Raw genomic sequence first — 824 nt, 5'->3', positions numbered from 1 at the left:
AGTATGAATCGAATTATCTTTTTCATGTGTTATTTTATTTTTAATTCGCAATAGTAAGGTATCCAATTGGCCATTACTCAAAGTAACAAGTTAAAGAGATTTATATTTCATAAAGCGCTTATTTTTACATCTGATTTATCGAATATGACTCCCTGCATTAATATCGATGGTACTTCCTGTGGCATGATCCATAAGACCACTACTTAACATGGCTACTAAAGGAGCAATATCTTCAGGTTTCGTTAATGAATTCAAAGCAATTTCATTTAGAACTCTGGCTTCACCATATTTTTCAATAAAGGCTTCTGCCATTTGGGTTCTTGTGAATCCTGGGGCAACAATAAATGATTTAATATTTTCTTTTCCGAAGGAACGCGCCACACTTCTGGCTAATGATGTAAGACCACCTTTGGATGCAGCATAGGCCAAGTATTCTTCCGTTTCACCTCTAAAGACTGCGCGACTACCAATATATATAAATCGGCCACCATCATTCTTTCTAAAATGATCTACACCCAATTTTGTAAGTATTCCAACAGCATTCAAATTAATTTGAATTGTTTTTTTCCAAATCGAATACCAATCTTCTACCTTTTGATGTGTTGAATGTGCTAAGAAGACACCTGCGTTTAAAATAATGACATCAATAGTCTCAAATGCATCTTCTACGTTTTTAAACAAATTGACAACCTCCGAATCTACGTTTAAATTGGCTTTGAACAATTTTGAATGTGTTTCATTTCCATCATTAATTAGGGATTCTGCTGAAGCTCTATTGCTGTTATAATGCAGTGCTACTCTAGCTCCCATGCTCATTAGATATT

At 34.5% G+C, this 824-nt stretch carries 1 protein-coding gene; it reads right to left on the bottom strand.

The features are described from left to right. Window positions 1–135 precede the first annotated feature (135 nt). Entirely contained in the window at window positions 136–810 is a 675-nt protein-coding gene (locus tag A9Q93_RS03000; protein WP_303685899.1) for an SDR family NAD(P)-dependent oxidoreductase, read from the bottom strand. Window positions 811–824 lie beyond the last annotated feature (14 nt).

The sequence above is a fragment of the Nonlabens dokdonensis genome (assembly GCF_002162835.1).
In the GTDB taxonomy this organism is placed as follows: domain Bacteria; phylum Bacteroidota; class Bacteroidia; order Flavobacteriales; family Flavobacteriaceae; genus Nonlabens; species Nonlabens dokdonensis_B.
Note: the sequence above shows the minus strand (reverse complement) of the source record. Positions and strands in the feature narration are given on the sequence as shown.